Annotated in this window: 2 protein-coding genes; both read left to right on the top strand. The window is 34.5% G+C overall.

The window, feature by feature from the left end:
• The first annotated feature begins 301 nt into the window (after positions 1-301).
• Entirely contained in the window at positions 302-1,243 is a 942-nt protein-coding gene (locus HNS40_RS22230) for a nitronate monooxygenase family protein (protein ID WP_172284906.1), read from the top strand.
• A gap of 325 nt (positions 1,244-1,568) precedes the next feature.
• On the top strand, positions 1,569-1,778 hold the full coding sequence (locus HNS40_RS22225) for a hypothetical protein (protein WP_172284905.1): 210 nt from the start codon (positions 1,569-1,571) through the stop codon (positions 1,776-1,778).
• Positions 1,779-1,902 lie beyond the last annotated feature (124 nt).

Genomic DNA, 1,902 nt, shown 5'->3' with positions numbered 1-1,902 from the left:
TTTATTGTTAATTGTTTGATTATCAGTCACAAAGATAATAAATACTCATGAAATCTCCTAATTTTATGGTCAAAAATATCACCATTAACAACTGAATTTCAGATAGTTAAAAACCGAACTCAGGTTATTAGATTATCGACATAGATAGCAAATATTCCATTGGTTGCGCTAAGATAAAAATTAAAAGTCATTTTTTGACTCATAAGTAGAATTTTCATTCCTCAAATATACAATGCTATAATAAGTAGAAATACCCATCATCTAATAATTGTCATTTTCTATCTTTGCAAAAAATACATTCATGACAAATAAAATCACAAAACTTTTCAATATAAAATACCCCATCATTCAAGGTGGAATGGTTTGGTGCAGTGGTTGGGAATTAGCATCTGCCGTTTCTTATGCTGGAGGATTAGGATTAATTGGCGCAGGAAGTATGTATCCTGAAATACTGCGAGAACATATCCGAAAAACCAAGAAAGCTACTGATAAACCATTCGGTGTCAACTTACCACTTCTCTATCCTCAAATTGACGATCATATTAATATTATCATCGAGGAGAAAGTTCCTATTGTTTTCACATCAGCCGGAAATCCAAAGAAATATACTGCTCTATTAAAAGAAAAAGGCATTACGGTAGTTCATGTGATTGCTAATATGAAATTTGCATTAAAATGCGTGGAGTCTGGTGTAGATGCCATTGTAGCTGAAGGATTTGAAGCGGGTGGACATAATGGCCATGAGGAGACTACCACTATGGCATTAATCCCTAATATTAGAGCCAAGGTGAATATCCCATTAATTGCAGCTGGAGGTATTGGGAGTGGACAAGCCATGTTAGCAGCCATGGCCTTGGGAGCTGATGGAGTTCAAGTGGGCAGTCGTTTTGCAGCCAGTACCGAAAGCTCTGCTCACGATGCTTTTAAGCAATTGATATTAGATGCTAAAGATGGCGACACTAAGTTAAGTCTAAAAGAAATTGGCCCAGTGAGACTTCTGAAAAACGAATTCTTTGAGCAAGTTGAAAAAGCTTATGCCAATCATGCCACAAAAGAAGATTTGACAGCACTACTTGGCAAAGGAAGAGCCAAAAGAGGAATGTTTGAAGGCGATTTAGTGGAAGGAGAATTGGAAATTGGTCAGGTATCTTCTAGTATTGATAAAATCATGTCTTCTGCAGAAATTATTAAAGAAATGATAGAAGATTATAATCATGCTCTTAAAAGCTTAAATAGTTTATAAAGCAATACTGTCCAATACCATTTCCATTTAAAAAAAAGATTCTTCGCTTCATTGCATTTGTTGCCATTGCAAAAAATCAAGCCTCTTCTTCCTAATCCACCAGTGAACAATTGTCACTCCGAAGTGTAGCCTGCCTGACTTTCGCAGCAAGGCAGGCGAGCTGTCTTTATAATAATGAGATAGCTATTATTTTTAAAGCTTTCTTTTTCAAACGCTTTTAATTCAAAATATACTACAATTCTAGTAACAAAATGTTAGTAACAAAATGTTACTAACATTTTGTTATATATTTTTTCATATCTTTGGTATTCAAAAGGATGAAATCATGAGCAAAAAATCACCAACACCCTTTCCTACAACTACTTATTATGGTCCAGAATACTTCTGCGATAGAGATGATGAGATTCAGAGTTTGAAAAACAACATAAATAATCATCAATCCACTACGCTTATTGCCATAAGAAGAATGGGTGAAACAGGTTTAATTAACCATTTACAGCATCATATTTCAAAAGATTGGGAAACTATTTATTAGGGTTACCCATTTAAGTCTCGTGTAATTTAATCGAAGCGTAAGCAATCGGTTTATGCTCTACGCATCTCTGAATGATTTTATCTAAAATTGATTGGCGATGATTCCTTCTGTTAAATCTAAAGAA

This window comes from Lentimicrobium sp. S6 (assembly GCF_013166635.1).
Taxonomy (GTDB): Bacteria; Bacteroidota; Bacteroidia; order Bacteroidales; family UBA12170; genus UBA12170.
The sequence above is the reverse complement of the archived record's forward strand: the minus strand, read 5'-3'. Positions and strand labels throughout refer to the sequence as shown.

Coding starts and splice junctions, on each gene's coding strand:
- HNS40_RS22230 (WP_172284906.1), top strand. CDS start 302: ATGACAAATAAAATCACAAAACTTTTCAATATAAAATACCCCATCATT.
- HNS40_RS22225 (WP_172284905.1), top strand. CDS start 1,569: ATGAGCAAAAAATCACCAACACCCTTTCCTACAACTACTTATTATGGT.